Annotated in this window: 21 protein-coding genes; 11 read left to right on the forward strand and 10 right to left on the reverse strand. The window is 69.8% G+C overall.

Annotated elements, in window-relative coordinates; all coding sequences use genetic code 11:
- Positions 1–62: 62 nt before the first annotated feature.
- Positions 63–1,046: a GDP-mannose 4,6-dehydratase gene (gmd, locus tag GGQ91_RS17220; RefSeq protein ID WP_043350641.1), complete on the forward strand. Its 984-nt coding sequence runs from the start codon at positions 63–65 to the stop codon at positions 1,044–1,046.
- A 69-nt stretch (positions 1,047–1,115) separates the two neighbouring features.
- On the forward strand, positions 1,116–2,597 hold the full coding sequence (locus GGQ91_RS17225; RefSeq protein ID WP_182592486.1) for an aldehyde dehydrogenase family protein: 1,482 nt from the start codon (positions 1,116–1,118) through the stop codon (positions 2,595–2,597).
- A gap of 45 nt (positions 2,598–2,642) precedes the next feature.
- On the opposite strand, the gene GGQ91_RS17230 is transcribed toward GGQ91_RS17225, so the two are convergent.
- From GGQ91_RS17230 to GGQ91_RS17265, 8 genes are all read right to left on the reverse strand, one after another.
- Positions 2,643–3,896 (reverse strand): O-antigen ligase family protein, encoded by a 1,254-nt coding sequence (locus GGQ91_RS17230; protein WP_182592487.1) that lies wholly within the window; start codon positions 3,894–3,896, stop codon positions 2,643–2,645.
- A 103-nt stretch (positions 3,897–3,999) separates the two neighbouring features.
- Positions 4,000–5,511: an oligosaccharide flippase family protein gene (locus GGQ91_RS17235; RefSeq protein WP_182592488.1), complete on the reverse strand. Its 1,512-nt coding sequence runs from the start codon at positions 5,509–5,511 to the stop codon at positions 4,000–4,002.
- Positions 5,508–6,731 carry a glycosyltransferase gene (locus GGQ91_RS17240; RefSeq protein WP_182592613.1) on the reverse strand — a complete coding sequence of 408 codons (1,224 nt, stop codon included), beginning with the start codon at positions 6,729–6,731 and terminating at the stop codon, positions 5,508–5,510. Before GGQ91_RS17240 ends, GGQ91_RS17235 begins: the two co-directional genes overlap by 4 nt.
- A gap of 110 nt (positions 6,732–6,841) precedes the next feature.
- Positions 6,842–8,098, reverse strand: a complete 1,257-nt coding sequence (locus GGQ91_RS17245) for a glycosyltransferase family 4 protein (RefSeq protein ID WP_182592489.1) — start codon at positions 8,096–8,098, stop codon at positions 6,842–6,844.
- On the reverse strand, positions 8,079–9,215 hold the full coding sequence (locus GGQ91_RS17250; protein ID WP_182592490.1) for a glycosyltransferase family 4 protein: 1,137 nt from the start codon (positions 9,213–9,215) through the stop codon (positions 8,079–8,081). Before GGQ91_RS17250 ends, GGQ91_RS17245 begins: the two co-directional genes overlap by 20 nt.
- 46 nt (positions 9,216–9,261) lie before the next feature.
- Positions 9,262–10,488 carry a glycosyltransferase family 4 protein gene (locus GGQ91_RS17255; protein ID WP_182592491.1) on the reverse strand — a complete coding sequence of 409 codons (1,227 nt, stop codon included), beginning with the start codon at positions 10,486–10,488 and terminating at the stop codon, positions 9,262–9,264.
- Positions 10,485–12,680 (reverse strand): GumC family protein, encoded by a 2,196-nt coding sequence (locus tag GGQ91_RS17260; RefSeq protein ID WP_182592492.1) that lies wholly within the window; start codon positions 12,678–12,680, stop codon positions 10,485–10,487. The genes GGQ91_RS17255 and GGQ91_RS17260 overlap by 4 nt, the downstream gene beginning before the upstream one ends.
- Before the next feature lie 11 nt (positions 12,681–12,691).
- Positions 12,692–13,861, reverse strand: coding sequence for a glycosyltransferase (locus tag GGQ91_RS17265; protein WP_043755085.1), 1,170 nt, complete (start codon positions 13,859–13,861; stop codon positions 12,692–12,694).
- On the opposite strand from GGQ91_RS17265, the gene GGQ91_RS17270 reads away from it, so the two are divergent.
- Positions 13,841–14,197, forward strand: coding sequence for a hypothetical protein (locus GGQ91_RS17270; protein WP_182592493.1), 357 nt, complete (start codon positions 13,841–13,843; stop codon positions 14,195–14,197). The two genes, GGQ91_RS17265 and GGQ91_RS17270, sit on opposite strands and share 21 nt — an antisense overlap.
- On the opposite strand, the gene GGQ91_RS17275 is transcribed toward GGQ91_RS17270, so the two are convergent.
- Positions 14,173–15,261, reverse strand: a complete 1,089-nt coding sequence (locus GGQ91_RS17275; RefSeq protein WP_182592494.1) for an acyltransferase family protein — start codon at positions 15,259–15,261, stop codon at positions 14,173–14,175. The genes GGQ91_RS17270 and GGQ91_RS17275 overlap by 25 nt on opposite strands.
- 386 nt (positions 15,262–15,647) lie before the next feature.
- Between GGQ91_RS17275 and GGQ91_RS17280 the strand changes: the two genes are divergently transcribed.
- From GGQ91_RS17280 to GGQ91_RS17315, 8 genes are all read left to right on the forward strand, one after another.
- Positions 15,648–15,902 carry an acyl carrier protein gene (locus GGQ91_RS17280; RefSeq protein ID WP_043353394.1) on the forward strand — a complete coding sequence of 85 codons (255 nt, stop codon included), beginning with the start codon at positions 15,648–15,650 and terminating at the stop codon, positions 15,900–15,902.
- The gene (locus GGQ91_RS17285) at positions 15,899–17,062 is read left to right on the forward strand and encodes an acyl-CoA dehydrogenase family protein (RefSeq protein ID WP_043353391.1); all 1,164 of its coding nucleotides are present in this window, start codon (positions 15,899–15,901) and stop codon (positions 17,060–17,062) included. The genes GGQ91_RS17280 and GGQ91_RS17285 overlap by 4 nt, the downstream gene beginning before the upstream one ends.
- Positions 17,062–18,018: an amino acid--[acyl-carrier-protein] ligase gene (locus GGQ91_RS17290; protein ID WP_182592495.1), complete on the forward strand. Its 957-nt coding sequence runs from the start codon at positions 17,062–17,064 to the stop codon at positions 18,016–18,018. The genes GGQ91_RS17285 and GGQ91_RS17290 overlap by 1 nt, the downstream gene beginning before the upstream one ends.
- A gap of 4 nt (positions 18,019–18,022) precedes the next feature.
- Complete coding sequence (locus GGQ91_RS17295; RefSeq protein WP_043755094.1) at positions 18,023–18,994, forward strand: DUF1839 family protein; 972 nt, start codon at positions 18,023–18,025, stop codon at positions 18,992–18,994.
- An 8-nt stretch (positions 18,995–19,002) separates the two neighbouring features.
- Positions 19,003–21,438, forward strand: a complete 2,436-nt coding sequence (locus tag GGQ91_RS17300; RefSeq protein WP_182592496.1) for a glycosyl hydrolase 2 galactose-binding domain-containing protein — start codon at positions 19,003–19,005, stop codon at positions 21,436–21,438.
- Complete coding sequence (locus GGQ91_RS17305) at positions 21,428–23,209, forward strand: alpha/beta fold hydrolase (RefSeq protein ID WP_182592497.1); 1,782 nt, start codon at positions 21,428–21,430, stop codon at positions 23,207–23,209. The genes GGQ91_RS17300 and GGQ91_RS17305 overlap by 11 nt, the downstream gene beginning before the upstream one ends.
- Positions 23,206–24,519, forward strand: a complete 1,314-nt coding sequence (locus tag GGQ91_RS17310) for a hypothetical protein (RefSeq protein WP_182592498.1) — start codon at positions 23,206–23,208, stop codon at positions 24,517–24,519. The genes GGQ91_RS17305 and GGQ91_RS17310 overlap by 4 nt, the downstream gene beginning before the upstream one ends.
- 70 nt (positions 24,520–24,589) lie before the next feature.
- Positions 24,590–25,414 carry an alpha/beta hydrolase gene (locus tag GGQ91_RS17315; protein WP_182592499.1) on the forward strand — a complete coding sequence of 275 codons (825 nt, stop codon included), beginning with the start codon at positions 24,590–24,592 and terminating at the stop codon, positions 25,412–25,414.
- A gap of 123 nt (positions 25,415–25,537) precedes the next feature.
- Here the strand turns inward: GGQ91_RS17315 and cydB are convergent, their stop codons facing one another.
- Positions 25,538–26,551 (reverse strand): cytochrome d ubiquinol oxidase subunit II, encoded by a 1,014-nt coding sequence (cydB, locus tag GGQ91_RS17320; protein ID WP_182592500.1) that lies wholly within the window; start codon positions 26,549–26,551, stop codon positions 25,538–25,540.
- Between the last annotated feature and the right edge of the window lie 4 nt (positions 26,552–26,555).

Consider the following 26,555-nt stretch of genomic DNA (forward strand, 5'->3'; position numbering starts at 1 on the left):
CGCCTTGACGCGCGGCCCGTTGCGGTCGTAGCAGCCGGGCATCTTCGGGACGGGACGGGTTCATGACGGCCAAGCGAGCGCTGATCACGGGTGTGACGGGCCAGGACGGCGCCTATCTGGCGCAGCTGCTGCTGCAGAAGGGCTACGCCGTCACCGGCATCGTGCGGCGCTCCAGCCATGCCGGCGTGTTCGACCACCGGTTGAAGTGGCTCGGCATCCTCGACGATGTCGAGCTGGTCGACGGCAACCTGCTCGACCTCTCGGCGCTGATGCGCATCGTCCAGGCCGCCAAGCCCGACGAGATCTATAACCTCGCCGCCCAGTCCTTCGTGACCTCGTCCTGGCAGCAGCCGCTTCTCACCGGGCAGGTGACCGGCCTCGGCGCCGCGCACATGCTGGAATGCCTGCGCTCGGTCGCCCCCCAGGCGCGCTACTACCAGGCCTCGACCTCGGAGATGTTCGGCCTGATCCAGGAGGCCAAGCAGAGCGAGTCGACGCCGTTCTACCCGCGCTCGCCCTACGGTGTGGCCAAGCTCTACGCCCACTGGATGACCATCAACTACCGCGAGAGCTTCGGGCTGCACGCCTCGAACGGGATCCTGTTCAACCACGAGAGCCCGCTGCGCGGGGTCGAGTTCGTGACCCGCAAGGTCACGGACGCGGTGGCGCGGATCAAGCTCGGCACGCAGAAGGAGCTGCGGCTCGGCAACATCGACGCCAAGCGCGACTGGGGCCACGCCCGCGACTACGTGCAGGCGATGTGGCTGATGCTGCAGCAGGACCGCCCGGACGATTACGTGATCGCCACCGGCCGGACCACGACGGTGCGGGACATGTGCGCGATCGCGTTCAAGCATGTCGGCCTGACCATGGACGACCACCTCGTCATCGACCCGGCGCTGTTCCGGCCCGCGGAGGTGGAAGTGTTGCTCGGCAACCCCGCCAAGGCGAAGGCGACCTTCGGCTGGGAGGCCGAGACCAGCCTGGAGGCCCTGATCACCGAGATGGTCGACGCCGACATCAAGCGCCTCAGCGCCAACGCCTGAGGCGGCCGGGCTCGCCGGAGGCGGGCCCCGGATCCATATGGCGCGCATCCGCAGTCGGGAGAGCGCGCCGTGAAGACCTACCAGCTCTACATCGACGGGCAATTCGTCGATCCGGTCGAGGGCTCGTGGTTCGAGTCCATCGATCCCTATCGCGGTGAGTCCTGGGCCCGGATCCCACGTGCCGGGCGGGCCGATGTCGACCGGGCGGTGGCCGCCGCAAAGCGCGCCATGTGGGAGGGCCCCTGGGCCACCATGACGGCCACCGCGCGCGGCAAGGTGCTGCGCCGGATCGGCGACCTCGTGGAGCGCGAAGCGAAGGCTCTCGCCGAGGTCGAGGTCCGCGACAACGGCAAGCTGTTCGCCGAGATGTACGGCCAGACCCGCTACCAGCCGGAATGGTGGTGGTACTATGCGGGGCTGGCCGACAAGGTCGAGGGCGCACAGGTGCCGATCGACAAGCCCGAGACCTTCGCGTTCACCCGGCACGAGCCGGTGGGCGTGGTCGGGGCGCTGACGGCGTGGAACTCGCCGCTCCTGTTCGTGGCCTGGAAATGCGCGCCCGCGCTCGCGGCCGGCTGCGCGGTCGTGGTGAAGCCTTCCGAGTTCGCCTCAGCCAGCACGCTGGAATTCGCCCGGCTCACCAAGGAGGCGGGGCTGCCCGACGGAATGTTCAACGTCATCACCGGCTTCGGCGGCGAGGCCGGCAGCGCGATCGTCGAGCATCCGGACGTTGCCAAGATCACCTTCACGGGCTCTGACGTGACCGGCGCGAAGGTCTACGAAGCGGCCGCGCGCCAGATCAAGCGCGTCTCCCTGGAACTCGGCGGCAAGTCGCCCAACATCGTCTTCGCCGATGCCGACCTGAAGGCCGCCGCCGCGGGCGCGATCTCGGGCATCTTCGCGGCCACCGGGCAGACCTGCATCGCCGGCTCGCGCCTGCTGGTTCAGAACAGCATCCGCCAGGAATTCACCGACCGACTGATCGAACTCGCCCGAACCGCCAAGCTCGGCGACCCGATGCAGGCGGACACCAATATCGGGCCGATCACCACGCCGCCGCAATACACGAAGGTGCTCGACTACATCGCGCTGGCCAAGAGCGAAGGGGCCCGCTGCGTCTTCGGCGGCAATCCCGCCTCCGGTCCCGGCGTGCTCGGCGGCCAGTTCGTCGAGCCGACGATCTTCACCGGCGTCACCAACGACATGCGCATCGCCCAGGAGGAGGTGTTTGGCCCGGTCCTGTCGATCATCGGCTTCGAGGACGAGGCCGAGGCGCTCCGGCTCGGCAACGACGTGATCTACGGGCTCGCCGCCGGCGTTTGGACGCAGGATATCGGCCGCGCGATGCGGATGTCGAAGGGGCTGCGGGCCGGCACCGTCTGGGTGAACACCTACCGGGCGGTGAGCTACATGATGCCGTTCGGCGGCATGAAGCGCTCCGGCATCGGCCGCGAGAGCGGCATCGGGTCGATCCGCGAGTTCCTGGAGACCAAGAGCGTCTGGATCTCGACCAGCCGCGACGCGCCGGAGAACCCCTTCGTCATGCGGTGATGGCAGCGGCCGCGCCGTCGCAGATCGCGGCGGCGCGGCCGGCCTTCAGGGTCGCTGTCCGGTCGCGGATGCCGCGCGGTCGGGCGGCAGGGCGAGGGATGCCAGGATGAAGCCCATGAAGAAGAGGAAATACTGGTTGACCGACAGCTCCTCGAACATCAGCGACGGGATGAGGAACAGGGCGCTGTAGGTCAGGAACGGCCCGAAGGCGGCGGGCGCCAGCAGGATCCGGCCCAGACCGGAGAGGAGCAGCAGCGCCACCGCGATGCCGCTCTGAAGCGCCAGCGAGACGAAGCCGTTATGCGGCGTCACGAGGCCGGTCAGGGCCTGAAGTTCCTCCCGCCTGGCGACCTCGCCGACGCCGAACGGGTATTCAACGACGAGCTGGAGCGCGGTCACGCCCGACAGGAACCGCTCGTCAAAATTGCCCGTGACGTTGCGATCCTCGGCAAAGCGCCGCTCGATCGCCTGGGACAGGGTTCCCGGCAGAGGGATCTCGCCCGTCACCGCCCAGGCCACGAGCAGAAGACCGAGCACACCGAACACGGCCAGCACGGCGGGCGCCTTGAGGTTCCGCCGCATCAGCAGGCCGAGGAACAGCAGCGGCATGAACAGGCCGGCGCGGTTGTTGGTGAAGGGGAAGCTCGCCAGCAGGGCCGCGAAATAGGCGAGATAGATCGCCTTCAGGCGATAGCGCAGGCTGAGCACCAGGGCCGCCGCCCCGCCCAGGGCGAAGACATGGCCGGTCTCGTTTCCCGAGGCCCAGAGGCCACCCTGCTTGTCCTGCACGAACAGCTTCAATTCCTCGTCGAGCCCGTCCGTGGGGACCGCGAGCCCGAACTTTTCGAGCTGCAGGCCCGAAGCGGCGAGCAGAAGCACGGCGAGGGAGGCGAGCAGGCCGGCGAGCAGGCCGATGCAGAACGCGTCCTCGACGCGCCGGTCGCGGAACATGACCAGCAGGATGAACGCCTGGACCACGTAGAGCAGGAGGACGAGGGTCAGGTAGACGTCGCCGGCCTGCTTGTGCGCCTTCAGCACCAGCGAGGCCGCGATGAGCGCCAGGATGCCGGCGAGCGGCGCGGCCTGACGCAAAGCTTCCGCGATGACGGCGCGGCGCAGCCCGAGCCAGGGGATGAGCAAAAACGGGAGAAGATCGGACAGGCGCTGAAACGGCAGCCCGAAAGTCGAGGTCAGCACGTTGAAGTTCAGGGCCGCGCCGAGCAGGAACACCGCGACGCGATCCGCCAGCAGGGACGCGGCCGGCACACCTGTTCCGATGGGCACCGCCTGTCCCGTCATGGTCCCGCACCGTCTGAACGCGCACCCGCCGCCGATAACCGTCTCCGCCGGCCGCGACCTTCGGCGGACAATGTCGTCCAGAAAGGTTGGCGGAGGGTGCAGATCAGGCGGCGCGACGCAGAAAGAAGCCGAGCGCCGTGCGGAGCGTGTCCCGCATGAGGAACCAGGCGAGACCCAGATAGGCCACGATCCCGGTGCCGATTGCCGCGAAGAGGCCGACCCGATCCCCGAGGGCGGCGTCGAGCGGGCTCTGGACGATCAGCACGAGCCCGGCCATCGCCCCGGCACAGAGCGTGATCGGCGTCAGGATCCGGACGAGGCGCCCATTCGTCACCGGGACGATGCGCCCGGCACTGGCGACGATCGCGGGCGAGAACAGGTAGGCCCGGACCACGTGCCCGGCGACGAGGGCGGCGAGGCCGAAGGGCGCGGTCACGACGGCCGCGACGGCGCCGAGGCCGAACTGAGCGCCCGCGAGCCGCAGGGCCATGCCGTTCCGCCCCAGCGCCGTGAAGATCATCCACAGCATCGAGGTGGCGACGAATTCGGGGGCCAGGAACGCCAGCATCCGGAGCACCGGCGCCGCGTCGTGCCACTGATCGCCGAACAGGAAGGGGATGAGGGTCGGGGCCACGGCCGCCATGCCGAAGAAGGCGGGCACCGCCAGGAAGGACGAGGCCTCGGTGAAGCCATAGAAGGCCGTCGCCAGCTCGCCCGGCCGATCCTGCAGGCGCGCGTAGGTGGTCAATCCGACCGTGGTCAGCGGGATGACCGCCACTTGGCTCACGAGGTCGATGCAGCGCCACGCGAGGCGCAGGTAGCCGACATCGGCCGCGGACAGGAAATAGGCGGCGATCACCTCCTGGCTCCGGATCGAGGCGACGAGCAGCAGGTAGGTGCAGAACAGCCGCGAGCCGAACGCGATCTGCTCGCGCACGGAGGCAAGGTGCAGCCGCAGCGGCGGAATCCAGCGGGCCGCGACCCAGGTGAGGAGCGTGGTCGCCGTCGCGGCGACGAGGCGCTGGACCACGAGGCTCCAGACACCGTAGCCGTCGAGGGCCAGCACGAGGGCGACGGCGCCGCCGAGGATGTTGGCGCCCAGCGCCCGCAGGGCGAGCTTGCGGAAGCCGAAGCTTCGCTGGAGCCGCGCCTCGTGGATCGCGCCCGCGGCCGTGATGACGAAACAGGCGGACAGCGCGCACAGGACCGGTTGCAGCGCCGGAAGGTCGAAGATCCAGGCGATCGGCCCGGACAATGCGACCAGCCCCACGGCACAGAGGGCGCCGGTGGCGAGCATGACCCAGAAGGCGGTGGCGGCGAAGTCTTCGTCGAGGTCTGCCCGCTGGACGACCGCGTCGGGCAGGCCGCAGCGGGCGACGATCTGCAGGATGTCGATGAAGACGGCGGCGATCGCCACCATCCCGAACTCAGCGGGTCCGATCAGCCGGGCGAGCACGAGGAACACCCCGAAGCTCAGGACGACGTTGCCGACGGACGCGACCGCCACCCAGCGCGCGGCGTCGAACGAGCGGCGCGTCACCTCCGCGCCGGAGGCGAGCCCAGGCTCCTCTTCGGCAGCGGCGGCTTCCGAAAGCACCGGCGCGGCGGCGCTCACGGTCGGGTTGCCCGGCGCTCGGCGACGAGTTCGGCATAGAGGTCGAGATACTTCTCGGCGACGCGCTCGGACGTCGACTCGCGGATCACGTGCTGGAAGGCGCGCTCGTCCGGAAGGTCTTTGCGCCCCCGGGCGATTACGCTTCGTAGCCGCGCCGCGAGATCGGCATCGTCGCCCGGCGTGAACAGCCATTCGGCGTTGTCCTCACCGACCAGCTCTGGGATCCCGCCCGAGGCCGCGCCGATCACCGGAACGCCCATCGTATAGGCCTCGTAGATCGTCCGCGGCGAAGGCTCGGCCCAGAACGAGGGCACGATGAGCACGTCGATGGCGCTGAGGAAGTCGGCGGGCTTGGCCCATCCGACGAACTCGATGGGGAGGCCCTCGGCCTGCGCGGTGAAACGCGCGATGGAGTCGTCCATCGCCTGGCCGGCGACGAGGCAGCGCCAGTCGCCGGGGCCGATCCGGCGGAAGGCGTCGATCATCGTGCCGACCCCCTTCTCGGTGTTGATCCGACCGAGATAGCCAAAGGTCATCGGCCGGTCGGTCCGGTCGATCTGCCGCCGCGCCGCGGGATCCCCCTCCGGGACCGTGCAGGAATAGAAGATCACCCGGCGCCGCTCGGGCGCGAGATGCGCGAACAGGCCGTGATCGACATGGGTCTTGAGGATCTCGGTGCCGACGGAGACGACCGCGTCCACAGACCGGTTGGTGATCTGCTTGGCGGCGTTCACGACCTTGCATCCCAGATGCCAGCGGTCGCACGGCTTGCCGTCCCGGAACATGGCGGCGTTGCCGCAGATCAGGTCGTACTCGCAGACCGTGTGGACGATCGGGATCCCGCGCTTGGCCGCCTCGCGCCAGACCAGGGTCGAGACGTCGAGCAGCGAGTGCGTGTTGACGATATCGGGCCGGAAATCGTCGAGGACGCGGCCGAACTCGGCCGCGACGGCGAAATTCCATTGCTGCTTGAGCTTGGCCCAGGCGCGGCCGAACCGGGTCGCCTTGGGCCAGTCCTCCAGCCAGAAATCGTTATGGTGCGCCATGCGGTAGACGGTGACGCCGCCGCGCACGCTCTTGGGCTCCGACTCCCGGGCGATGCAGGCCGCTGCCACCGTGTGGCCGGCGGCGACCAGTTCCTCGGCGAGGTGCTCCACCGAGCGCTCGGCGCCGCCCACGATGTAGGGCGGATAGAGGGCACTGAGGTGCAGGATCCGCAAGGGGCCGGTCACCGCGCGTGTGGCGGCCTGATCGCTCGGCCGGTCCTGGCCCTGGGAGCGCGGCTCCTCGGTGAGGTTCCGGACATAAATCGAGGACAGGGTCGGGGTGATCATGGACGGCACTCGCTGAGGTGCGGGCGCTCCGCGCGCGCGGAAAGCTCGAGAGGCAGTTCGGGGCGGGCCGCGTCGCGGGTCGCGGCGTAGAGGTCGAGATAGGCGGCCGCGACGACGACCGGGTCGGTGCCGGCGCGGATGCGGGCGGCGCGGGCGAGCCCCTCTGCGAGGCGGGCGGGCTCCGCGACGATCCGGGCCATCGCGGCGGCGAGTGCCGGGGCATCGCCCGGTGGCACCAGCCACGGCCCCGGTCCGACCTGCTCGCCGATGCCGCCGCTTGCGGTTCCGATCACCGGGACGCCGCGCCCGTAGGCTTCCGCTACCGTCCGGCCGAAGGGTTCGGGCCAGATCGGGGGGACGACGAGGCAGTCGATGCCATCCAGGAAGGCGTCGCGCTCCGCGTAGCCCAGGAAGGTCGCGGGCAGGCCCTCGGCTCGGGCGCGGTAGCGGTCGAGCCCGTCCACGGCGCGGCCGGCAACGGAGAAGCTCCAGCCTGCCCGCGGCAGGCTCCGGCAGGCTTCGAGGAGCGTGTCGAAGCCTTTGGCGGCCTCGATCCGACCCAGATAGCCGAACCGAACCGGCGCCCCCGGAACCCGCGGACGCCGTGCCGGCGGCAGGCCGGGCGGGATCGGATTCCAGATCACCCGGCGCAGCGCCGGCGGCACATCGGTGAAGAACCCGGCATCGAGATGACGCTCGAGGATGTCTGAGCCGACGGCGGCCAGAGCCGTCACGGCGCGCTGACAGCGCCGGTGGATCCCACCGTAGAGGCGGCATTTGAGATGCTGACCGTCACAGGGCCGGCCGTCCCGCACCATCGCGCCGTTGGTGCAGAGACTGGTGAAGTCGTGGAGCGTGTGTACGATCGGCAGTCCGAGCTGCCGGAGCATCGGCCAAAGCGCCGGCGGCAGCTCGGAGATCGAGTGCGTGTTCACGAGATCGGGTTCGAAATCCCGGACCGCCGCCGCCATCCGGTCGAGCGTGGGTCGGTTCCACTGCGCGGCGAGCTTGTAGCGAAGGCGGTCGAGCCGCCCGCGTTCAGGCCAGTCGAGGATGTGGAAGGGCGTTCCGTGCCCGGTCCGATAGACGGTGACGCCGTCCTGAAGGACCGGCTCGCCCTGCGCCCGTGCCGCGCAGACGACGGCGACGTCATGGCCGAGGCCCGCCTGGGTCCGGGCGAGCGTCTCGACCATCAGTTCGGCGCCCCCGACCTGCTCGGGCGGATAGAGCGAGCTAAGGTGCAGGATGCGCATGCGGCACCTCCCGAGCGGGGCGCGCCGGAGCGCCGTCCCGGAGCGCGTCGAGCAGCAGACCCTCGTAGCGGCGGGCGGTTTCGGCCCAGTCGTAGCGACGGACATTGTCGCGGCCGTGCGCGATCAGCGTGGCCCGGAGCCCTGGTTCGTCGAGCAGGCGGCGCAGGCCCGTGGTCAGCGCCGCAGCGTCGGCGGGATCGAAGGTCAGGGCACCGGCTCCGGCGATCTCGGGCGTCGCGGAGCGGTCCGAGCAGAGAACCGGGCAGTCGAGGGCCTGCGCCTCCAGCACGGGCAGGCAGAACCCCTCGGCGAAGGACGGGACACACAGGCACAAGGCCGCGCGGTAGAGGCCTGCCAGCTGGTCGTCGTCGATCCGCGACAGGCGCGTCAGCGGCACCGGGGCGCCGCCGAGCGCGGCGGCGATCGCCTCGTCGGGATCCTCGCCCACGTGCACGATCCCGATCCCCGGCCGGCCGAGCCCGACCACGGCGCGGGCGAGGGTCGCGAAGTTCTTGTTGTACAGGGCGTTGCCGACCGCCAGCACGAAGGGCCCGGCCGGGAGTCCGGCCCGGGGCCCGTCGCGCGTGGGATCCAGCATCGCCGCGGAGGGCACGGTCTGAGCCCGTCGGCGAAGCCGGGGATAATGGTGCTCCAGATCGCGCCGGGTCGCCTCGGACACGGTTATCACCCGTGCGCTGTTGCCCAGCACCAGCCGGAAGATCGGATCGGTGGTCAGGGCCTCGCGGGAGCGGATGCGCTCGGGCAGCGTGCGGAAATAGAGATCGTGCACGACGCTCACCCGCGCGCGACCGCCGAAGGCCGCACCGTAGGGGTCGGCATTCAGCACCACGTCGATGTCCAGGGCCCGGCACAGCCGCGGGACCGCGAGGCTCTGGCGCAGGACGTCGAACAGCATGATCCGCGGCCGCGGCACCGTCACGACCTCGACGCGGTCGCGGATCGCCGCCGGCAGCTGGTCGCGGCGCCAGGGAGAGCGGAGCACCACCGTGAAGGTGCCGCGCGCGATCAGGCCGGCGATCACCCGGAAGGCGACGAGGGCGACGCCCGACGGCCGACCGGCATGCTGGCTCGGCATGTTGACGAGGACGCGCGGCATTACGGTTCTGACGGCTCCGGGCGAGAGGGGAGGGATTGCCGGCCCGTCAGGCGCGGCCGGCGACCTGGAGGATGATGTCGGCGAGCGCGCGCTGCATCCGGTCCGCTCCGTAGCGGGACAATGCCCGTTCCCGGGCGAGACCGGTTCGCGTCGCGAAGGCGTCGGGGTTTTCGAGCAGCTCCGACAGGGCAGCGGCCAAACGGTCCGGTCGCCGTGGCGGCACCAGCGTTCCGGCCGCGCCGCCGTCGAGAATCTCCGCAGAGGCACCCGCATCCGTGGCGACCACCGGCACGCCGACGCGCATCGCCTCGACGAGGGTGCGGCCGAACGGTTCCGGATCGACCGAGGGGTGCACGACCACGTCGACCGCCTGCATCAGTCGGGGGACGTCGTCACGCTGGCCGAGGAACGTGATCCGGTCCGACAGCCGGTACTTGGCCACAAGATCCCTCAGATGCGCCGCGTAGGCATCCTCGCCGAAGAGCGGCGCCCCCACCACGATGCAGTGGAGGCCGGGCAGGCGCGCGAGCGCCTCGATCAGCACGTCCTGTCCCTTCCAGGGCGCGATGCGGCTGAACACGCCCACGAGCGGACCCGCCGGCAGGCCGAGTTCCGCGCGCAGCGCCGCGGCGGGCCGGGGGTCGCGGTCGAGGTCGAGGCCGTTCGGCACGATACGGATCAGGGATCGGCGTCCCCCGCCCTGAACGAAGGCCCGCGCTGCGGCTTCGGACGGCACGATCACCCGGGTCGCGCAGAGATTGGCGAGGCACACCTGGACGATGCGCTGGGCCCGCCCGAAATGCGCGCTGTCGAGGATGTCGTGCAGGTGCCAGACCAGAGGGCGTCCGACGCAGCGCGCGGCGAAGGCGGACAGCAGGAAAGCCTTCTGCGAATTCGCGTAGACGACGTCGCAGGCGCGCGCCGCCCGCGTGATCTCCAGGGCCAGGGCGCAGAGCCGGCCCAGCACCGGCAGGGCGCTCAGGGGCGAGGCATCCCGCCGGAGAGCCGCCAGGGAGGTCCGACGCCGTGCAAGACGGATCTCCAGACCCTGCCCGCGCAGGGCGTCGGTGAGGGCGCCGTCCTCGAACAGGAAGGCGGTCGAACCCGCCCATGGCTGGACGGCGTCGCGGAGCACCAGTTCCGCTCCCGACATCGTGCCGGTGTGGCTGACGAACAGAACGCTGGGACGCGCGGCGATCCCGGACCGGGCGGCCAAAACCCGGTCGACGGAGCCACGCTCCGGAAGCGTCGCGGCGGGAAGGACGTCTGTCATCGGGCGCTCGCGGCCGTGCGTGGATCGGGCAGCGGCATCACATCGTAGGTCGGTTGGGTGCCCGGCCGGACCATCGTCATCGCGATTCCGAGCACGTGTCCGCCGGCGCGGCGCAGGTTCGCCACGGTCTCGACGCTGTCGGAGAGCTGCGAGCGGCCGTAGCGGGCGCAGCAGAGCACGCCGTCGACGTGGCGGGCGAGCGTCGGCGCGTCCATCAGGAGGCTGGTGGGCGGCGTATCGAGAAGGACGAGGTCGTAGCGGCGGCTCCAGTCGAGAAAGCCCGCCATCCGCTCGCTCATCAGAAGCTCGGTTGAGTCGGCCGTCGGCGTACCCGCCGGGATGACGTCGAAGCGTCCGGCCGGGACCACGGCTTCGGCCGGGTCGATCTCGCCGCGGAGCACGCCGCCGAGGCCCGGCCCGCGGCCGAGCCCGAGCGACGCCTCGAAATTCGGGCGCCGCAGGTCGCACTCGACGACGAGGACCCGGCGCCCGCCGGCGGCGCCGATCCCGGCCAGCGCGAAGGCCGTGAACGACTTGCCCTCGCGCGGCTTCGCCGAGGTCACCAGGATGACGCGGGACTTGCCGGAGCCTGCGAGGACGAGATGGGCGTGCAGGTTGCGCAGGACGTTCTGCATCACCGGATCGACCCGCGCCCGCGCCAGGGCCTCCGGGAGGTCGAGCGCCCGCTGACGCTCGGAGAAGCGTCCGACCAGCCCGGCTGGCTCCAGGCTGGGCAGTTGCGCGAAGACCGGGGCGCCGGTGCCGGCCATGAGCTGCGCGGAGCTGCGCACCCGTCGGTCGGTGTAGTCGCGCAGCAGCGCGGCAGCGGCGGCGAGGACGCCCGCGAGCACGAAGCCGCCCGCCAGGAACGGCACGGCCTTCGGCGAGAACGGCTCCTGCGGCAGCTCGGCGAGGCTGACCAGCCGCGTGCTGCCGGTGAGGATGCGCCGCTCGGTCTCCAGCTCGCCCGCCCGCTTCACCAGATCGGCGTAGCGGGTGCGCTTGATCTCCGCGTTGCGGACCATGCCCTCGATCGAGGCCTCGTCGTCCATGGCGGCGGCGGCATCGGTCTTGGCGGTTTCGAGCTGGGCGCGCAGCGACTTGGCGAGGGCGTTCGACGCCTCGTAGGACTTGCGCAAGCCCTTCGCCACGTTGCCGACCTCCTGCTCGATCCGCGTGCGCAGGCTCGCCTGCTCGGTCTCGAGCGCCCGGATGACCGGGTGGTTCGCCCCGAGCAGCGTGCTCTGGTTGGCGAGCTGCGCACTGACGCCGCTGAGTTGCTGCTTCAGAGATACGACGGTCTGACTGGCCAGCACCGCCGGGGCACTGTCGGCGCCGCGAGCGCCCTTGTTCTCGATCTCGCTGAGACGCGCGGCGGCATCCGCCTTGGCCGTCTCCGCAGCGGCAAGCTGCTGGCTGATGCTGGTCAGTCGCTCGGCGCTGATCGGGGCCGTCGAGCCCTTCAGCAGGCCCTTGCGACGGCGGAAGGTCTGGATTCGGGTCTCGTCCGCGCGGATCGATGCATCGAGCTGGCTGATCTCGGCATGCAGCCAGTCGGCGGCCGCCTTCCGGCTCGAGGCCTGCGTCTCGCGCTGATCCTCCAGGAAGGCGTTGATCAGGCCGTTGGCCATCGTCTGCGCCGTCTCGGGCAGCGGCGACTTGTAACCGATGGTGATAATGCGCGAGCGGCCCGAACTCAGGACCGTGTAGCGTTTCTGAAGATACTCCACGAGGGCGTTGCGATCCGTCGTGAGCTTCGTACAGGCCGCTTCCTTCTTGGCGCTGATCTCGTCGGGATGCCCGCGGGTCGCCGCAGAGCGGCACTCGGCCATGACGGCTGCGATCAGGCCGTCGTCGATCGCGAGACGCAGCAGCCGGGGCGAGCGGATCACCAGGATCTGGCTCTCGATATCGGCCGGATCGCCGATCTTCTGGATCCAGGCCATGGAGGCGTTGTTCGCCCCGGGCTCCGCTTCGGCGACGATCACCGAGCCGCTCGCCACGTATTGCGGCTGAATCATCAGCAGGGCGGTTACGGCGAGGCCGAGGATCCCGACGAACACCGCTGCGAACAGGTAGCGGCGATGCCAGATCCGGGAGAGGGCGGCGGCCAGCGGGCCGCCGCGCATCGGCTCCTGGGGGAGGGCGCGGACCGGCGCCCGGTCGGCCAGATCGACAGTCAGGAAGGACATGCGGCGCGTCCTCAGCCGACGGCTTCGAGCCGCGGCAGGATCCGCGGGCGCGTCTCGCAGGCGGCTTGATGGAGAGCCATCTGCTGACCGACGAAGCTCGCGAAGCGGCTCCGGAACAGCTCGGCCGAGAACATCTCGGCCTGCGCCCAGCAGGCCTCACGGGTGAACAGGCTTTCCTGCTGCAGGAACCGGCCCACGCAATCGGCGATGGCCTGCGGCTCCGGCGTGTCGAAGAACATCCCGGTGCGCTGCGGGCCGCGGACCTGAACCGTCTCGCGGGCGCCGCCGCGGCCCAGCGCGAGGACCGGCGTGCCCTCCGATGTGGCCTCGACCACGATGATCCCGAAATCCTCCTCGGCCGCGAAGATGAAGGCCCGGGCCGTGGCCATGAGGCGCCGCAATTCCCCGTCGGAGACGAAGCCGGAGAACGACACGTTGGGCCCGGCGATCTCCCGCAGCCGTGCCGCATCCGGCCCGGTGCCCGCCACCACGAGTTCGAGATCGGGAAGCAGGGCGAAGGCGCGGATCACGGCCTCGACGTTCTTGTAGGGCACGAGCCGGCTGGCCACGAGGAAGTGGTTGCCGCGCGGCCCGTCGTAGCGCTGGCTCGGCAGATTGATGGGCGGGTGGATGACCTCGGCGGTGCGGCCGTAGACCTTGTGGATGCGCCGGGCGACGAAGGCGGAATTGGCCACGATCGCGTTGGGACCGGCCGCGGTGCGGAAGTCCCAGACCCGCATCCGGTGCAGGATGAGCCGGGCGAGCAGGCTCTTCATCCCGGCGTCGCAGCCGCTCTCCCTCAGGTAGGTATGCTGCATGTCCCAGGCGTAGCGCATGGGCGAGTGAATGTAGGAGACGTGCAGCTGGTCGGGTCCGGTCAGGACGCCCTTGGCCACCGCGTAGCTGCTGGAGATGACGAGATCGTAGGCCGAGAGGTCGAACTGTTCGATCGCGAGCGGCATCAGGGGCAGGTAGTTGCGGTGCCGCGTCCGCGCGAAGGGCATACGCTGGATGAAACTTGTCCGCGCCTGCGTGTAGCCCAGCCGCTCCCGATCCTCTTCGGACAGGAAATCGAAGAGCGCGAAGACATCCGCGTCGGGATAGATCCGCAGCAGCTGCTCGAGGACACGCTCGGCGCCACCGACGATATACAACCAGTCGTGAACAATCGCGACACGCATCACAGCTTCCTCGTCGGCACGCCAGACGCGGGACCAATCAATACTGTCCTGCCGCCCCCGCCTGTGACAGCGAGCAAAGGCGCACTGGAAAGAGTAATGGAGACATCGGCCCTAAAAAAGGGGTCACCGCCTCGACAACAGTTGGAAATAGGCCCTGTTCAGATGTGTAATACCGAGTGTAAACTTAATTTTTATGAATTAGTAACGTTAATGATCGGCATTCTCTGCGCGGTCAGCGCGTGGTTTCGGTCTATGCACTGGCAGCGCAAGCCGGTCGCGGCCTGCACCGCGGAGATCCTGCGTGGCGCAGGCTACGAGGCGATCGGCGTCGGCTGAGAGGCAGGACGCGTCCGTCGATGGAGCCGGTGTCGCAGGCCGGCGATCAGAGGGGTCTCGACATATCGGAACAGCACCTCTCCCGCGGCCACAGAGGCCGGAAACGCGATGGCGAAGATGAGAGCGGCACGCGCGTATCCGGAGGCGACGAGGAGCGCTGCGAGCTTGGCGGCGCTGTGAAGCAGCAGGTTGTGGACCAGGTAGAAGGAGTAGCTGGCATTGCCTTGCGAGAGCAGCCAGCGCGATTTCAGCGCGACGCCGCCCTGCTCCAGGAGCAGCATCGCGCCGACGACGAGGACGGCCGCGGAGCCCCAGACCAGTGGCCGGGCGAATCCAGACAATTCGGGGCTGGCGTCGAGCAGCGTGGTGGCGATCTGGCCGCCGAGGACGAGCAGCGCCGCCGCGGACAGGGCGGCACAGGCCAAGCGCCTGACCGGGAATCCCGCGGGCGGGATGCCGAGGCGCAGATAGGCGTAGCCCAGGCCGATGCCGGCGGCGAACTCGATGATGATCGGCTTCGTGTAGTAGGCCCAGTACAGGCCCGGGACGGGCAGAAGTCCGAGCAGGATCAACGCGAGGAAGATTGCGGCCGCGCCCAGCGCCCGGACGGCGGGCTTCGGCACCAGCAGCAGGCCCGCGAAGATCACGTAAAAAAACATTTCGTAGTTGAGCGTCCAGCCGACGGAATTCAGAGGCTCGATGAAGCCTCCGCGGGAAAACGGCAGGAACAGCAACGACTGGATGAGGTAGTCCGGCCGGACCTCCATGATCCCGATGGGCTTCAGGCCGGTCAGCGCGATGAGCGCCAGGCCGATCGTGACGAGCCAGTAGACCGGGACGACGCGCGACGCCCGGCGGAGCAGGAACCCACCGGGGCTCTCATGGCGGCCGCTGGTGCTCACGAACATGATGAGCCCGGACAGGACGAAGAAGACGTCCACGCCGAAGGCGCCGAAGGCCAGGAGATCCGGTCGCGGCAAAACCGGTCCGATATACAGGCCGTAATGCGTGACGAAGACAAGGTATGACGCGACGGCACGCAGAATTTGAAGATTGTCGATCATCGCGCGCCGGCTGATGCCTGGGGCTACGCCCGGGACAGGCGAAGCCGCAACCTTATGGCCACGATGGCCCCGCCACGTCACGACAAGTCCCGAATCGTCCTAAATGGCTCCTCATCCCGAATTGACGTCATGCCGCGCATCTACGCGCGTAAGTTGCTGAATCCGCGAATTGGCGGGAGAGTCGGTCGCGAAATAAAGAGCTGGAAAGTGATCGTAAAGGTAGCGGCGGCCAATATAGCGCTCGGGCCGCGTGAGCTGCCTGGATACGCCGCGCGCATCCCCGTATCGCAACACGCGCACGGCTATTTACTATTAATCAATAGATAATTTGACGGCGGGCCGATCCGTTCAATAGCGTCGTTATGACTGGAATAGGGAGTTCCGCCTTGAACATCGCTCAGGATATCCGTGAGATCCTAGGATCGAACGAAGCCTTCGCCGGCAAGGCCGACCAGCTCTCCGAGGATGACAGCCTGTTCGATCGCGGGCTGGATTCGTTCGGCTCGGTGCAGCTGATGTTGGCGCTGGAGGAGCGCTTCAACATCGAGTTCCCCGATGAACTCCTGAACCGCAAGTCGTTCTCGTCCATCCGCGCGATTCGCGAGGCCGTCTCCACGCTGATCCAGCAGGAAGCCGCATGAGCACGTTTGCCGCGCGCGCCGAGCGGGTGGCGGCGGTGGCGGCGCGTCACGCCGACGCCGTCGATCGCGAAGGCCGCTTCCCCGAAGAGGCGGTGGCGGCGCTGAAGGCCGAGCGCCTCCTCGGTCTTCAGATCCCGGGGCAGTTCGGCGGCGAGGGGGCTGGGCTCGTCCAGATCGCCGAGCTGTGCAGCACGCTCGGCCAGGCCTGCAGCGCGGCCGCGATGGTGTTCGCGATGCACCACATCAAGGTGTCGAGCCTCGTGACCCACGGGCTAGACAGCCCGTGGCACGGCCGCCTGATGGAGCGGATCGCCCGCGAGCAATTGCTGGTCGCCTCCTCGACCACCGAAGCCGGCATCGGCGGCGACCTGCGCAACAGCCTGTGCGCCGTGGAGACCACCGGTGAGGTCTTCGCCCTCGGCAAGGACGCGTCGGTGATCTCCTACGGCGCCCGGGCCGACCTGATCCTCGCCACGGCCCGGCGCCATCCGGACGCGGCGACGTCCGATCAGGTCCTCGTCGCGCTGATGGCCGATCAGATCTCCCTGGTGCGCACGGGGGATTGGGACACCCTCGGGATGCGCGGGACGTGCAGCGACGGCTTCCGCCTGGAGGCCCGGAACGTCCCGGTCGAGCAGATCCTGCCGAAGCCGTTCGCGGAGATCGCCGCCCAGTCGATGCTGGCCTCGTCGCACTTGCTGTGGAGCAGCGTGTGGTACGGGATCGCGACCTACGCGGTGGACCGCGCCCGCGCCTTCGTGCAGGCCGAGGCCCGACGGCGGCCCGGGCAGGTCCCGCCCACGGCCCTGAGGCTGGCCGAGGTCTCCAACGCCCACCAGGCCATGCGGGGCACCATCGTGTCGGCCCTGCGCCGCTTCGAGGATGCGCACGGGGACGCCGACACGATCGGCTCCGTCGGCTTCTGCGTGATGCTGAACAACCTCAAGGTCACCGTCTCCGACATGGCGGTCGAGATCGTGCGGGGTGCGCTCGCGATCGTCGGTCTCGCCGGATACAGGAACGACACGCCCTTCAGCCTGGGACGGCCGCTGCGCGACGTCCTCTCCGCACCGCTGATGATCGGCAACGATCGCATCCTCGCCAACACCGCCAAGCTCCTGCTCGTGCAGAAGGGCAGCGGCCAGCTCATGAGTGCGTGATGGAATCGATCTCCTCTCCCGCCGGCGACGTCCTCCCTGAGGACGAGCCGGCCGGCGGTCCGACGTTCCTCGACCGCCTGTTCGACCACGGGCTGCTGGTCCGGACCGGCGTCGACGGCCTCTACGGCCGCAGCGGCGGCTTCGAGAGCGTCGTCGACGCCCTCGACCGGATCATCACGCGTCTCGGCGCCGCCGAGGGGGCCGAGGTGCTGCGCTTCCCGCCCGCGATGAGCCGGTCGGCCTTCGAGCGCAGCGGGTACCTCAAGGGGTTCCCGAACCTCGCCGGCACCGTCCACAGCTTCTGCGGCGACGCCCGCGGCCATGCCGAGATCCTCGCCTGTCTGGAGGCCGGGACCGACTGGACCGGCCAGCAGGAGGCCACCGACGTCGTCCTGACGCCCGCGGCCTGCTACCCGGTCTATCCGGTGGCTGCCGCCCGGGGGGCGCTGCCCGCCGCGGGCCGCCTCTTCGACCTGCAATCCTATTGCTTCCGGCGCGAGCCCTCGCTGGAGCCGACCCGGATGCAGCTCTTCCGCATGCGCGAATACGTGCGCATGGGCAGTCCCGAGCAGGTTCTGGCCTTCCGCGAGTCGTGGCTCGAACGCGGCACGGCGATGATGCGCGACCTCGGTCTTCCGCTCGCCATCGACGCGGCCAACGACCCGTTTTTCGGGCGCGCCGGCCGGATGCTCGCCAACAACCAGCGGGCGCAGGGCCTCAAGTTCGAACTGAACGTCCCGGTCAACAGCGTCGACAAGCCGACCGCCTGTCTCAGCTTCAACTATCACCAGGACCATTTCGGCAGCACCTGGGACCTGCATCAGGCGGATGGCGCGGTCGCCCATACGGCCTGCGTCGGCTTCGGCCTGGAGCGGATCACCCTGGCGCTGCTGCGCCACCACGGGCTCGATCTCGCCGCCTGGCCTGAGGCCGTCCGCGCCGAGCTGTGGGGTTGAGGCGGTGACCGCCGCTCTGCGCCGGCCGGAGGGTCTCGGAGCCGCGGGACCCTACGTCCAGCACCCGCTCCACGGGTCCGGCCGCGATTGGCCGGAGACGAACTGCTACGTCGACCTCTGGATCGAGCTCCTGCACGGACGCGGCCTCGTGCCCGAGGCGATGCTGGGCTTCACCCTGCGGCAGGATTTCGAGGGCGACCAGTTCACCTTCTTCAAGCCGCCGCCCGGCGACATCGAGCGGCTCTACGGGCTGGAGGTGCTGGAACTCGCGGTCTACGGAGGCCTCGAGGCCCATGCCGTGCGTCAGGCGGAGGCCGGCCGCCCGGTGCTGGTCGAAGTCGACGCAATCTATCTGCCCGATACCCAGGGGACGACCTACGGCCGGGACCACGCCAAGACCACGATCGGTATCCTGGCCCTCGACCCGGTGACCCAGGAACTCGATTATCTCCACAATGCCGGGCGCTTCCGGCTGTCGGGGGCGGATTATGCCGGGATCTTTGCGCCGGCGCTGCTGCCGCCCTACGCCGAGTTCGTGAAGTCGGTCGCCTCGCCCCTGAGTTCCGCGGACCTGCCGGGGGCCGCCCGCGCGCTGCTCGTCCGGCATCGCGCCCGGGCGCCCCGCCGCAATCCCGTCCTGGCGTTCCGCGACGCATTGGCGGCGACGGCCGGGGATCTGGTGTGCCGGCCGCTCAGCGTGTTCCACGCCTACGCCTTCAATACGACGCGCCAGCTCGGCGCCAATTTCGAGATGCTCGCCAGTCATCTCTCGTGGCTCGAGGCGCGGGATGCCGGTGGGTTCGCGCCAGCGGCCGCGGCCGCCGCGGATGTGAGCCGCGAGGCGAAGGCCTTCCAGTTCCAGCTTGCCCGCGCCTTCCACCGTCGCTCGGCCGAAGGACTGGCACTGCGTCTCGACCGCCTCGCGGCGACCTACGACCGCGTCTTCGCCGACCTCGACCGCGCGCTGGACCGCTGAGAGCCGCGATGGCCCGCATCCGCTGCGTCGACGAGCGTGCGCCGGAGGTCCAGTTCGGGCCCTGGCTGCTCGCCGTCACGCCGCCGGGCGCCTGTGCGGGCCCCGGTGATTTCGACGCCGTGACCGGCTGGATCCCCGCCACCGTTCCGGGCACCGCCGCCGCCGCCCTGCGGGCCGCCGGGCGCTGGAGCGAGGCCGCGCCGGAGCCGATCCACGATCGCGATGTCTGGTACCGGTCGCGCATCGCCGGGGCGGGTCCAGCTCGGCTTCGATTCGAAGGGCTCGCCACCCTGGCCGAGGTCTGGCTCGACGGCGCGCCGATCCTCTGCACCCGCTCCATGTTCGAGGCGCACACCGTCGATGTCGAACTCGGCGGCGTCTCCGAGCTGGCGCTCTGCTTCCGTGCGCTCCGGGAGGAACTCGACCGACCGGCCAAGCGCGGGCGCTGGCGGCCCCGGATGATCACGCCCGGATCGCTGCGCCATGTGCGAACCAGCGTCCTCGGCTTCATGCCGGGCTGGTGCCCGGAGATCGACCACGTCGGCCCCTTCCGACCGCTGATTGTCGGGCCGGTCCGACCCCGCATGGCGGCCGCGGATGTGCTTTCGACCCTCGAAGGCGACATCGGCCACCTGGCCGTGCGCCTGCGAATTGACGGGCGGACCGACTCGGTCATCCTCGCGTGCGGCGGAGGTGAGGCTTCTCTGACCGAGGTCGAGCCGGGCCTGTTCGCAGGCGCGCTGGCGCTTCCCGGCATCGCGCCCTGGTGGCCGCACACGCACGGCGTGCCGAACCTCTACCCGGTCGAGGTGCGCGTCGACGGCGCACGCTTCGACCTCGGCCGCGTCGGCTTCCGAAGCCTGACGCTCACCCGTCCGTTCGAGGACGGCCTGTCGCTGGCGGTGAACGGCGTGCCGGTCTTCTGCCGGGGCGCCGTCTGGACGCCGCCGGATCTCGTCGGGCTGGGCTCCGACGGGACCCGAACGCTGCTCATGCGCGCCCGTGAGGCCGGCATGAACATGCTGCGCGTCCCGGGCACGACGCTCTATCCGAATTCCGACTTCTACAATCTGTGCGACGAATTCGGCATTCTGGTCTGGCAGGACCTGATGCTCGCCAATTTCGACTATCCGCACGCGGACCCGGCTTTCGCGTCCCAACTCGACCGCGAGCTGACGGGGTTTCTCGAGCGGACGCAGACCGCGCCGTCGCTCTGCGTGCTGTGCGGGGGCAGCGAAGTCTGGCAGCAGGCGGCGATGCTCGGCGCGCCCCGGGCCGTCTGGGCCGACACCTTCTGCGCGACGACTTTGCCGGCGCGCGCGGCGGATCTGCGACCCGATCTCATCGTCGTGCCAAACTCGCCCTCCGGCGGCGACTTGCCCTTCTCGCCGCGCGGGGGCTGCACCCACTATTTTGGCGTCGGCGCCTATCGACGGCCCTTGGAGGATGCCCGCCGGGCAGAACCTGGCTTCGCCAGCGAATGCCTCGCCTTCGCCAATCCGCCCGAACCCGGCACGCCGGGACCGACCGGACCGGCCGATCCGCTCTGGCCGGCCGGCATCCCTCGGGACCGGGGGGCCGACTGGGACTTCGAGACGGTGCGCGACCATTATGTCGCCCTGCTCTACGGCGTCGATCCGGCGGCGCTGCGCGCCGAAGATCCGGACCGCTACCTCGAACTCGGCCGTGCTGCGGTGGCCGAGGTGATGGAGGCGACCTTCGCGGAGTGGCGCCGTCCGCGCTCGCCGACAGCCGGCGGCCTCGTCCTGATGCTGCGCGACCTCGGACCCGGCGCCGGCTGGGGCGTCATCGACTGGACGCAGAGGCCGAAATCGGCCTGGTATGCGCTGAAGCGCGCCTTCCGTCCGGTCCAGGTCCTTCTCACCGACGAGGGCCTCGACGGCCTTCACGTTCACGTCCTCAACGAGACGGCAGCGGCCCAGGACCTGACGCTGACGCTGACCCTGTGCGATGTCGGGGGGCGGATCGCAGCGCGGGCTGAGCGGGTCCTTACGGCCGGCCCGCGGGCGGCCCTCACGCTTTCTTCCGCCGCCGTTCTCGGCCGATTCTTCGACACCACGGACAGCTACCGGTTTGGGCCACGGATCCACGATCTCGCGCATGCCCGGCTGAGCGATGCCGACGGCCGCGTGATCGCCGAGAGCTTCCACTTCCCTGGCCTGCGACCAGTCCTCCGTGAGGCTGTCGGCCTGCGGGCCGAACCGGTCGCGACCGGGGAGGGTCCGGGTCTGCGGATCAGCACCGCGCGCTTCGCCTGCAGCGTCCAAGTACAAGCCTCCGGAGTGTGGCCGGTCGAGAGCGGATTCCATCTCGCGCCGGGATCGAGCCGGATCGTCGCCTTCGCGGACGCCGCCCGGCTGCCGCGCGGGAGCGTGCGGGCGATCAACAGCCGCGAGATCGTGGAATTCGGTCATGACGCCTGAGGTCGAGTCCGACGCCGCGGTGCCGGTGACGTTCGATGGTCTGTTCGGGTGGCTTCATCCGGCCGCCGGACGGCGCGGCGTCGTCCTCTGCGGGACCTGCGGTTTCGAGCAGATGGCCGCGCACAGACCCTGGCGTTCGCTGGCCGAAGGCCTCGCCGCGGCGGGCTGCCCGACCTTGCGCTTCGACTACCCGGGGGAGGGCGACTCGGCCGATCCCGAAGCCGCACGGGTCCTGGCCTGCGTCGCGGCGATCCGGCGAGCCGTCCAGTTCCTGCGCGTGACGGCGGGCGTGACGGAGATCGTCCTCATCGGTCTGCGCCTGGGCGCCACCTTCGCGGCCCTGGCGGCCCAGGATGAGGCCGTGGAAGGCTTCGTGCTGCTGGCACCGGTCACGACCGGGCGCGCCTATCTGCGCGAGATGCGGCTGCGGGCGCAGACCATCGGGCGCCTGCCGGACGGGTCGGTCCCACCACATGAGGCCGACAGCCTCACCGTCGGTGGCTTCCGGATGGAAACGGTTGTCCTCAGTGAGCTCGCCACCCTCAACCTCGAACGTCTCGAACGGGCGCCGGCGCGGCGCGCGCTGCTCCTGGCACCCGAGACTAGGACCCTGGCCGCCCGCCTCGAAACCCTCGGCTCCACGGTCGCGACAGGGCCGTTCCCGGGTCTCGCCGCACTCGTCGGCGACCCGATCTTCTCCGATGTCCCGGCGGCGGATTTCGCGCGCGTCATCGCCTTCGCGACCGCGGGCGCGGGAGACAGCGGCCTGACGCGCAGCGGAACGGCCGTCGGCGCCCTGGCTTCGCCGCATCTGACCGGGTCGGGCTGGGAGGAGGAGCCGGTGCGGTTCGCCCGGGGCCTGTTCGGCATCCGGTGCCGTCCGGACCGGGCCGACGCGAATGCGCCCACGATCGTGTTCGTCTCCACCGGCATGAGCGTGCATTCCGGATGGGGACGCCAGACCACCGATCTCGCCCGGCGTCTCGCCGCCGAGGGAATCGGCTCGTTTCGGTTCGATCAGCGGGGCATCGGCGACAGCGCCGATCGAGCGGACGGCCGCAAGCCGCTCTTCGCGGCGGACGGATTCGCCGATGTGATCTCGGCCGTCGACCAGATCGCCGGCACGGGCGGCCCGATCCTGCTTGTCGGCGGCTGCAGCGGCGCTTACGCGGCCTTGCACGCCCTCTGCCGGGACAGCCGGGTGGACGGGGCCCTCCTGCTCAACCTCTACTGTTTCGACTGGGATCCGGATCAGGACCTCGACCAGGTCATCCGGCAAACCTTCGGGAGCGCCTCCACCTACGCGGCCCTGCTCAAGCGGGGCGCGACGTGGCGCCGGCTGATCCGCGGCGAGATTCGGATCGGCGCGATCGCCGCGGTGCTGGCCCGGCGCGGGATCGATGCCGCGTTCCGCCGGATGCGCCGGGCCATACGCCCCGGGCCGCCCGGCGGATCACCCGCCCGGCGGATCGCGGCCCTTCGCCGCCGGGGTGCCGAGATCCGCCTGCTCTACAGTGCCGGCGATCCCGGTCTTGCGGCGCTCCGCCGCCACCTGGGACGCTCGCCCGGGAAGGCGGACGGCCGCCTCGGCGCGCCCGTGACGGTCGTTCCGGGCGTGGACCACAATTTCGGATCCCGTGAGGCCCAGGCCCGGCTCGCCGAGGCTCTGCACGACCTTCTGCAGGCGGTGCAACGGTCGAAGGCGACGCGCTCCGGCACGGCGGTTTCCGCAAAGCCCTGCCGTGTCCTCACCCTGGCGGGCCGGACATGACACGGCTCACGCGCCGTTCGGCGCTCGCCCTGGCAGCGGGATCCCTCGCGACGGGCACCTTCGCGACAGGTACCTTGGCGGCAGGGCGTGCCACGGCGGCGGAGCCGCTGCATCGGTGCGAGGCGCTGATCGATTCCATCGGCGTGAACGTGCATCTCGGCCATCGTGGCAGCCCGTATGTCGAGCGCTTTGCGGCCTGCATTGAAGCCCTCGACGATCTCGGCGTCCGCCATCTGCGCGACGATATCGTGCTCACCGGCGACGAGCCGGCTGGACAATTCGAACGGATCGCGGATCTGGCCGGCCGGGGCTACCGCTTCAGCCTGATCTTCTATGACGGGCTCACGCCGGGGCCGCGGGTAGCGCCGGAGCGCTTCGCCGAGATCGCAGGCTGGGCTGGCGCGGGACTCGTCGTGGCGGAGGGCGGCAACGAGCCCCCGGTGGCGACGCGGCCCGGTTTGGCGGGGCAGTCGGCCGCGCACCAAGCCGCCCTGTTCCGCGCCGTGCGGGCGGATGCCCGGGCCGGAACCGTCCGGGTCGCCGGGCCGAGCTACATCCAGGGCAACGTCGCAGCGGCGCAGAATCTTGCGGCCGTGATCGATTTCGCGAACATCCACGCCTATCCCGGCGCCGAGCCCCCGGAAACCGATGGCGCCGGCAGCCTCGCCCGCTTCATGGCGGCATCCCGTCCGGTCTTCGGCGATGCTCCGGTGTTGGCTACCGAGAATGGCTACCACACGGCGCTTGCCACCGGCGGCGCCCATCTGCCGATCTCGGCCGGTCTCCGGGCCCGGTACCTTCCGCGGATGCTGCTCTGGAGCTATCTGCAGGGGGTACGCCGCACCTACCTCTACGAGCTGATCGCCAGCTTCGATCGCGGCGACGCCGACCCCGAAAGCCATTTCGGCCTCCTCGCTCACGACGGCCGGCCGACCCCCGCCTTCCGGGCGGTTCGCAGCCTCGTCCGACTGTTCGGAGCGAATGCCGGCACGGTCGCCGCCGTTGCGGCCGATCGCGACGTCACATTGTCCGCTGCAGTGCCCGATCTCGTCTTCGCACGGTTCGCACGACAGGACGGGGCGACGCTCATTCCGATCTGGCTCGGCCTCGACGGCTGGGATCGGCGCAACCGGATCCCGCTTCCGGATGCGCCGGCGCGTCCCGCCGAGATCCGTCTGTCGCGCCAGCCGCGGCAAGTCAGGCTGCATCGCTTCGAAGACGACGGATCGGTAACAGTCGCGAACCTTCCGGCGGACAGGCGCGTGCCGGTCCAGGTCACCGACCGCTTCGGCGTGATCGAGCTGACGTAGACTACATCCTGCCGGGACCGGCCCGCAGACTGACACTCGCCCCCCTCCGACGTTCGCGGAAGTCGATCCCATGCTGAGCTATCTGGGCGATAAGATCGTCGGTCTGACCCTCGCAGTTCTGAATGTGCTTGCGCCCTTCGAGGTGCATGTGACCAAGGGGGTGGCCTACGCGGACGGGATCGAGCACCGCGCCGACATCTATCGGTCGGCCGCGCGGGGAGCGCGTCCGGTCGTTGTCTTCCTCTATGGCGGGGGATGGCGGACCGGGTCCAAGGATGAGGTCGCGTATGTCGGCGCCGCCTTCGCGCGGCGGGGCTTCGTTGCCGTGATCCCGGACTACCGCCACGTTCCGGCTGTCGGACTGTCAGACATCCTGGCGGACAATGCCGCCGCGGTCGCCTGGACCATCGCCCACGCGGCCGAATATGGCGGCGATTCAAGGCGTGTCGTGGTCGTAGGCCATTCCTCCGGCGCGTGGGCCGCCGCCATGCTGGGTCTCGATCCAACATGGCTGGAGCAGGCCGGCTCAAGCCCAGCGAAGCTCGCCGGCATCGTCGGATTGGCGGGCCCCTATGCGAGCGCGGCGCTGATGGAGCCGTTGGATCGTGAGGTCTTCGTCGGCAGCGATCCCGCCCTGCAGCCGATCAATCATGCTTCGGACAGGCATCCTGCGATGCTGCTGGCCGCGGGCGCGGCCGATCTCGACGTCAACCCGGCCGGGACCCTGTCGCTCGACGGAGCCATGCGGGCCTTCGCCGGCGATGAGACCATGAAGATCTATCCCGGCCTGGGCCATGGCCAGATCGTTCATGCCCTCAGCTTTCCGTTCAGTCTCCGGTTCCCGGTCGCCGACGACGTCGCGCGATTCATCAAAGGGGCCCATGCCGGGCCGTGATGCGCCCGAGCCGACGGAGCCGCCGAGGCCCCGATCGGTTTCGCTTGGCCAATGAGCACGGGCCGGTTCCGAGACTCGTCGGCCCATCCTCCCAGTGCCGTCGCGATGCGACCTGCGCCGGCCTCAGTGATAGCCCGGCGCTCCCGCCGCGACCTTGCCGCGGAACAGCCAGTACACGTAGGCTGTATAGACCAGGATCATCGGCACGAGCACGACGGCACCGGCCAGCAGGAAAGCTTGGCTGCTGGGATGCGTCGCCGCATCCCAGATCGAGATGGCCGGCGGTACGATCATCGGCCACAGGCTGATCCCGAGCCCGATATACGACATCAGGAACAGACCCAGGGCGCACAGGAACGGCGTCACCTCGGCGCGTCGCTCGAGGGCGACGAAGAAGCGCCAGGCGAGCACGGCGACCAGGGCGGGAATCGGGGCAGCCAGCGCGATATTCGGCCAGGACAGCCACCGGGCCCGGAACGCGTCGCTCAGGATCGGCATGGCGGCCGAGACGATCGCAATGGCCGCCAGCGTGACGAAGCCGAGTTGGCGTGCCAGCCGATAGGCCCGGAGCTGGAGTTCACCCTCGGTCTTCCAGATGAGCCAGCAGGCGCCGAGCAGGCCGTACCCGCCCACTAGGGCGATGCCCGTCAGCACGGAGAACGGGGTCAGCCAGTCCCACCAGCCACCCGCATAGGCGCGGCCCTCGACCCGGATGCCCTGGACCAGGGCACCGAGGCAGATGCCCTGGCAGAAGGTCGCCACGTAGCTGCCCCACGAGAAGGACCGATCCCAGGCGCGCTGGCTTCGGAGAGTGGCCGCCCGGAACCGCATCTCGAAGGCGACACCGCGGAAGACCAAGGCCAGGAGCATCAGGATCAGCGGCATGTAGAGCGCCGGCAGGATCGTGGCGTAGGCGAGGGGATACACTGCAAATAGACCGCCGCCGCCGAGGATCAGCCAGGTCTCGTTGCCGTCCCAGACCGGGGCGACGGTGTTGACCATAAGATCCCGATCCGCCTTGCCGCGAACTGCGGGGAACAGGATGCCGACCCCGAGGTCGAAGCCGTCCATCACCACGTAGAGGAACACGGCCGTGGCGATGAGGAACGCCCAGATGAGGGTGAGATCGAGGGACATCGGG

The sequence above is a fragment of the Methylobacterium fujisawaense genome (assembly GCF_014138435.1).
GTDB classification, from domain to species: domain Bacteria; phylum Pseudomonadota; class Alphaproteobacteria; order Rhizobiales; family Beijerinckiaceae; genus Methylobacterium; species Methylobacterium fujisawaense.